Source organism: Blautia sp. ZXY-1-B12 (assembly GCF_056339915.1).
In genome coordinates this window covers 1-5943 of record NZ_JBWJVP010000170.1, presented here as the reverse complement: position 1 = coordinate 5943, position 5943 = coordinate 1, and the positions used below count along the sequence as shown (strand labels likewise).

Sequence of the window (5943 nt, the reverse complement as noted above, 5' to 3'; positions counted from 1 at the left end):
CCATACTTCCGCATCATGGAACAGCTTTACATAGTTGTCAAAACCAATGAAGATATTTCCCTTACCGAAATCTCCGGTCTTGAAAAAGCTCTCATAAATGGTCTTAAAAATCGGATAGATATTTAAGATGATCAGACCAAGCATTGTAGGAAGAATGAACGCCCATCCCCAGATGAATTCATTCCGCGCCTGACTGGTACCTTTTTTTGGATTTGCCACGGCTCTCACTCCTTCTTATCATAGAATTTTGTTGCTGATTTGAATGGAAAACTGCCGCATATGAGCATACCCTTTGTGACTCCTGTGGTTATCACATGATCGGAATCTTTTCTGCGGCAGCTTTTCCGTTTCTTATTTTTTATGAATGGTTTTGTTAAACATTAATTAATAGGACTCTTCTGCGATGGCATCGTTCATAATAGTAACGATATTCTTGCATGCATCATCCATGCTTTCCTCATCATTCCATGGTTTCTTCAGTTCTTCGCACATTGGGTTCCACCATGCAAGTGTTGCATTTGTGTGTGGTCTGAATACGATATTGTCCATTGCATCCATGTATGGCTGTAAGTTAAAGCAATCAACACTGTTAACCCATCCATCGGACATTCCTTCGTAAGCTGCCATTGTTACACCAAGATCAGCCTGTTTCTTCTGCATATCTTTGGAACCGAACCACTCAATAAGCTGGAAAGCTTCGTCCGGCATATCTGTGTTTGCAGATGCTGCCCATCCAAGACCATTGTAAAGAGATACGCTCTCTCCTGTTTCAGCATCTTTCGGAAGTCTTGCCACATCACAGTGTTCTTTGATATAATCGTTGTCTTTGAAAGCAGATACCATCCAGGATCCCTGAGAAATCATAGCTACCTTGCCAGATCCGAAGAGTACGTCTGTACCTGTTTCGGACATTGTAGATGCAGGAGGCATTACATTTTTAACGCATTTGTCAACGAATTCCATTGCTTTGATAGTGTTTGGATCATCAAAACCGGATTTGTTGTCATCTGTCAGTACACGTCCGCCCATGGAGTAAACAATATTCATCCATGTATCCTGCTCGTTAGACGGGTTTGCTGCAAAACCGTACTGGCTTCCGTCTTCTTTTGTAAGTTTCTCTGCAATATCATAGAATTCATCCCATGTCCAGCTTCCGTCCGGATAGTCGATTCCTGCTTCATCAAACATATCTTTGTTGTACCACATAGCAATTGTATCGATGTCCTTCGGTACTGCGTATGTTTTTCCGTCCCACTGATACATTTCTTTGATATCTTCCGGGAATTTGTCCATTTCCAATTTGTCGCTGTCTGCAATCTTGTCTGTCAGATCAAGTAAGATATCATTGGACATATATCTTACAGCTTCATTGGAATGCATCCAGAATACGTCCGGCATGTCTCCGCCTGATGCACCTGCTTCAAGAAGTGTCCAGTAGCTGCTCCACTCTACTACCTGAAGTTCAGTTTTGATTCCGGTCTCTTTTGTAAACTCATCCATAATTTCCTGAAGTCCGGCTTTCTGTCCGTTATCCCAGATTGCAACTGTCAGAGTTTTGTCTTTCGCCTGTGCGCCTACTGGTGCAAGTGCAGTAACTGTCATAGCACCGATCACTGTTGCGACTGTGAGTTTTTTCATGTTTTTTCTCATATACATCCTCCTTTATTCGTCGTTTCGACGTGTTCCTTGTGATTCTTATTATACGTTTTTGTCTATTTTTTTAAATGGACTAATGAAATGAATTTATGTCATAATCGTTATGGAAAAACCGCTGAATTTATGGTAAAATGTCAACAACGACTTGAATTTATGCGTATTTGCAGGATATCAGTCCTTATGTCTTTATATCAACAATATCTGCAATCAAAGAAAATAGAAAAAGGAATTACCCAAATGCCAAATGTAAAATATACGGACAGCGCTACTTTCCGCTGTCTTGAAAATCTGAAAGAAGGCTCCCTTGATATCAGTCTGATCCATACGGGCAAAGAACACTGCCCGCCCGGACATATCTGTTCCATGCCAAGAGATGAGTTCATCATCCATTTTGTGCTGGACGGTACCGGATTCTATTCTGCCGGAGGTCAGACCTGGAGCCTTACTCCCGGACAGATGTTTGTAATTTATCCAAATGAACCAGTCACATACGGTGCTGATGAAACCAATCCCTGGACTTATGCCTGGATTGGTTTTCGCGGAATCCGAGCTCACTCAATGGTAAAAGAATGTGGATTTTCCAAAAATCAATTAGTACTTCCTGCACCGGATCAGAAAATAATCCTGAAACACATCGATTATATGCTGAATCATAAGCAGCTTTCCAAAGCCAATGACCTGAGGCGCCAGGCTTATCTGATCCTGTTGTTAGCCGAGCTTGCCGGCTTTCATGAAAAGCAGTCTGCACAGAACAAAAAAAATGCCAAATATGCCTACAGCACCAGTGTCTACGTGGAGCTTGCCATTGAATATATTAAAGATATGTATCAAAAGGGAATCGGGATTTCTGATATTGCAGATAATATCGGAATCAGCCGTGCCTATCTGAACAGTTCCTTTCAGAAAGAGCTTGGAATGTCCGCACAGACCTTCCTCATTGATTATAAGATGCATAAAGCAGCCAGTCTTCTGGTCAGCACCAGTCTGTCTGTTAAAGAGATTGCTAATAATGTGGGCTATGAAGACCAGCTTGTTTTTTCCAAGGCTTTTAAGAAGAAGTTTGGAATGAGTCCGAAGAATTATAAGACCCATAAAGAAATGATGGATAAATTTAACGAAAAGCAGGTAGACGATCCCGTGTGATCGTTCTGCCTGCTTTTTGTTGATTTTTTATTTCTGTCTATTGCTTTTCGCAACCTCCATAAGGAGCTTACCTGATTCGGTTATTATTTTGCAGTTAAAACATAAATTCTGGACTCATAGTCTGTGCATGGTTCGTCTTCACTTGTAGGTTCACCTGCTGTACAGTCTGTGGTGAGCAGTCCCAGATTCATCAGCTCATCCCCGTAGTTTTCTGTTTCATTATACTCATTTCTGTAGATAAGATCCGGATCCAGTCCCTGAAGCCGCACTCTGGTAAAATCTGCGTTTACTACATTTCTTTCCCTGTACCAGAATACCAGCGCTGTTTTTTTGTCCTCGCTGACTGTCATCCACACAGTTTCATTGCCCTCAAAAGGACTCTTCAGTCTGTAAAAAGTTCCAAACTGGATCAGTTCTCTGTATTCTTTCATAAAGGTAATCTGCTGTTTTACTTCACTGATTTCCTCATCAGACAGTTTATTCAGATCCAGCTCATATCCGAAAGTTCCAAAATAAGCTACATTTGCTCTTGTATGTAACGGAGTTTTGCGGTTTAACTGATGGTTTGGTACTACAGAAACATGACTTCCCATGGAGCTTACCGGATAACACATGCTTGTGCCGTACTGGATTTTCACACGCTCTGCCGCATCTGTATCATCACTGGTCCATCCCTGTGGCGCATAATAAAGGATTCCCGGATCAAAACGTCCGCCACCGCTTGCGCAGGACTCAAAGAGAATCTGCGGAAATGCAGTATTTAACCGCTCATACAGATCATAAACTCCGAGAATATATCTGTGGAACACTTCTCCCTGACGGTCTGCTGGAAGTGCAGCTGAGTAACATTCCGTAATACTTCTGTTCATATCCCATTTGATGTAGGAAACCTTTGCTTCTGAGAGGATTTTGTACATCATCTCATAAATACAGTCCACCACTTCTTTTCTGGAGAAGTCCAGCACATACTGATTTCTGCCATGACAGGAATGCCTCTGGGGTGTCTGCCAGAATCCAGTCCGGATGTGCACGGTAAAGGTCGGAATCCTTATTCACCATCTCCGGCTCAAACCACAGACCAAATTTCATACCCATCTCTTCAATCCTGTCTGCGATTCCCTTGATTCCCTGCGGAAGACGCTCTCTGTTTGCCACCCAGTCACCAAGTCCTGCATAATCGTTGCTTCGTGCACCGAACCATCCGTCATCCAGCACAAATAATTCAACACCGCATTCCTTTGCCTTTGCAGCAATTTCCACCAGACGGTCCTCTGTAAAATCAAAATAAGTAGCTTCCCAGTTATTGTTCAGGATTGGCCTGGGACGGTCTCTCCAGTAACCTCTTGCCAGTCTCTTCTGATATAATTTATGGAAGGTCTGGCTCATTCCATTCAGACCCTTATCAGAAAATACTACTACTGCTTCCGGAGTCTGAAAGCTCTCACCACAGTCCAGCTTCCAGTCAAAATTCTGCGGATTGATTCCCACAGTGATACGGGTTGTATCATGAGTATCCACCTCTGCCTGCATTCTGTGATTTCCGCTGTAGATCAGGCTGAATCCCATCACTTCTCCTGCATTTTCTGTTGCCGACGGACGTCGGAGCACAATAAAGGGATTATGTTCATGGGAAGAATTTCCTCTGATGCTTCCCACAGACTGGATTCCCTGCTCTAATCTGCGTTCTTTCACATGACGTTCTCTGGACCATGCACCTGAAAACTGCATCCACACATAATCCTTGTCCGGCAGATCAAGACTGAGGCTCATTGCATTTAACAGATGTACTGATGATGTACCCTCGTTTGTAAATCTGGCACTTCTGGTGATGATTCCCCTCTGTGTAAAAATAGTATAAAGCAATTCCAATACCATTCCTGTTACTTCATCTTTCAATTTTACACATAAGGTCTGGGCTTCTTCGTCTTTCTCAGTATATGTAGCCGGAAGCCCCTGAAGTTTTGGTTTTCCAGCTGCAATTGTATAACTTACATAAGTAAAATCAGAAATCCTGCTGCCGTTTTCCTGAAGGATCTCCACTGCCGGATAACGGTAATCAGAACTACCATACACCGGATATTCCAGTTTCAGATGCTCCAGCGAAAATTTGCGGTTTCCCTCATAAACACAGGCTGTCATTGGTCGCTGCTTCATCTCAAGAAGATATGAAAAATCTTCTCTGTCATGGATTCTTTTCCCAAAATAGAGATTTCCAAGATGTCCATTTGAAAGTACGGTCATAATATAACTGATGTTATTGTTGTATAAATGGAATGTCTTTGAACTTTCGTGAAAAATAATACTCATAACTGTCCCCTTTCTATAATAAATTCAATATACATGAAGTTAGGGGCAAAAGTTTTTTTGACCCTAACTTGATATCACGGATTGCTCCGCGGCTGTGCTGATATCATATACATTATTATAGAGAAAGTTATCCTGAGGCGTTATGGCATTATGTTTGTCTGAACCTTCAAAATGTTAACTGTTGATCAGCTTTTCCAGCCCATCCTCTGACACTTCCAGGTTTCTTCGGTTTTTACTTCTGTCCTGCCTGCGAAACTGAGTTGGTGTCAGTCCTGTTTCATGTTTGAATGCCCTGGCAAATCGTTCTGCATTTCCATAGCCACAGGATTTTCCAATTGATTCTACAGACAGTTCCGTAAGAACCAGCAATTCTCTTGCCCTTGTAATACGGTATTTCTGCAGAAAGTCCTTTGGTGAAATATGAAGTTCATTCATGAAGATTGTGTACAGATAACTGCGGTTAACATTCAAATGCTCTGCCAGTTCCTGTACTCCGATTCCACAGGCATATTCATTTTTTATAAATGCCATGGCTTCTTTGATATATTCTCCATATCCGTTTTCTCTTCCATATTTCTTTTCTCTTGAATTACCCAGATAAGTGTCAATCACTACATCTTTTGTAAGAACTGAAAAGAAATCATATAATCGGCCCTGCAGATAATACAGATTTGAAGTAGTACTTTCTGTATGTTTCAGAATATCCAGCACAATTTTCTTTAACTCTTCTCCACTTTCCGAACGGAAGATCAACTGCTCGCTGTTTAATCCGATATCTCGAATATATTTTCCTGCATTGGTGCCGCCTACTCCGATCCAAAGATAACTCCAGGGATC

Annotated in this window: 3 protein-coding genes and 2 pseudogenes; 1 reads left to right on the top strand and 4 read right to left on the bottom strand. The window is 41.9% G+C overall.

The features are described 5' to 3' along the window. Together AC075L_RS09385 and AC075L_RS09380 are read right to left on the bottom strand one after the other, a co-directional pair. Positions 1-219: pseudogene (locus tag AC075L_RS09385) on the bottom strand (sugar ABC transporter permease); the annotation flags it as partial. A gap of 165 nt (positions 220-384) precedes the next feature. Next, the gene (locus AC075L_RS09380; RefSeq protein ID WP_020993602.1) at positions 385-1650 is read right to left on the bottom strand and encodes an ABC transporter substrate-binding protein; all 1266 of its coding nucleotides are present in this window, start codon (positions 1648-1650) and stop codon (positions 385-387) included. A 186-nt stretch (positions 1651-1836) separates the two neighbouring features. Here AC075L_RS09380 and AC075L_RS09375 point away from each other — a divergent pair, with 186 nt between their 5' ends. Then, the gene (locus AC075L_RS09375; protein WP_368208100.1) at positions 1837-2799 is read left to right on the top strand and encodes an AraC family transcriptional regulator; all 963 of its coding nucleotides are present in this window, start codon (positions 1837-1839) and stop codon (positions 2797-2799) included. Between the two features lie 83 nt (positions 2800-2882). Here the strand turns inward: AC075L_RS09375 and AC075L_RS09370 are convergent. Both AC075L_RS09370 and AC075L_RS09365 read right to left on the bottom strand, forming a co-directional pair. After that, positions 2883-5106 (bottom strand): annotated as a pseudogene (locus tag AC075L_RS09370) (alpha-galactosidase). Positions 5107-5280: 174 nt separating this feature from the next. Beyond that, positions 5281-5943 (bottom strand): helix-turn-helix domain-containing protein (locus AC075L_RS09365; protein ID WP_476387559.1); only part of this gene is annotated, 663 nt, incomplete at its 5' end.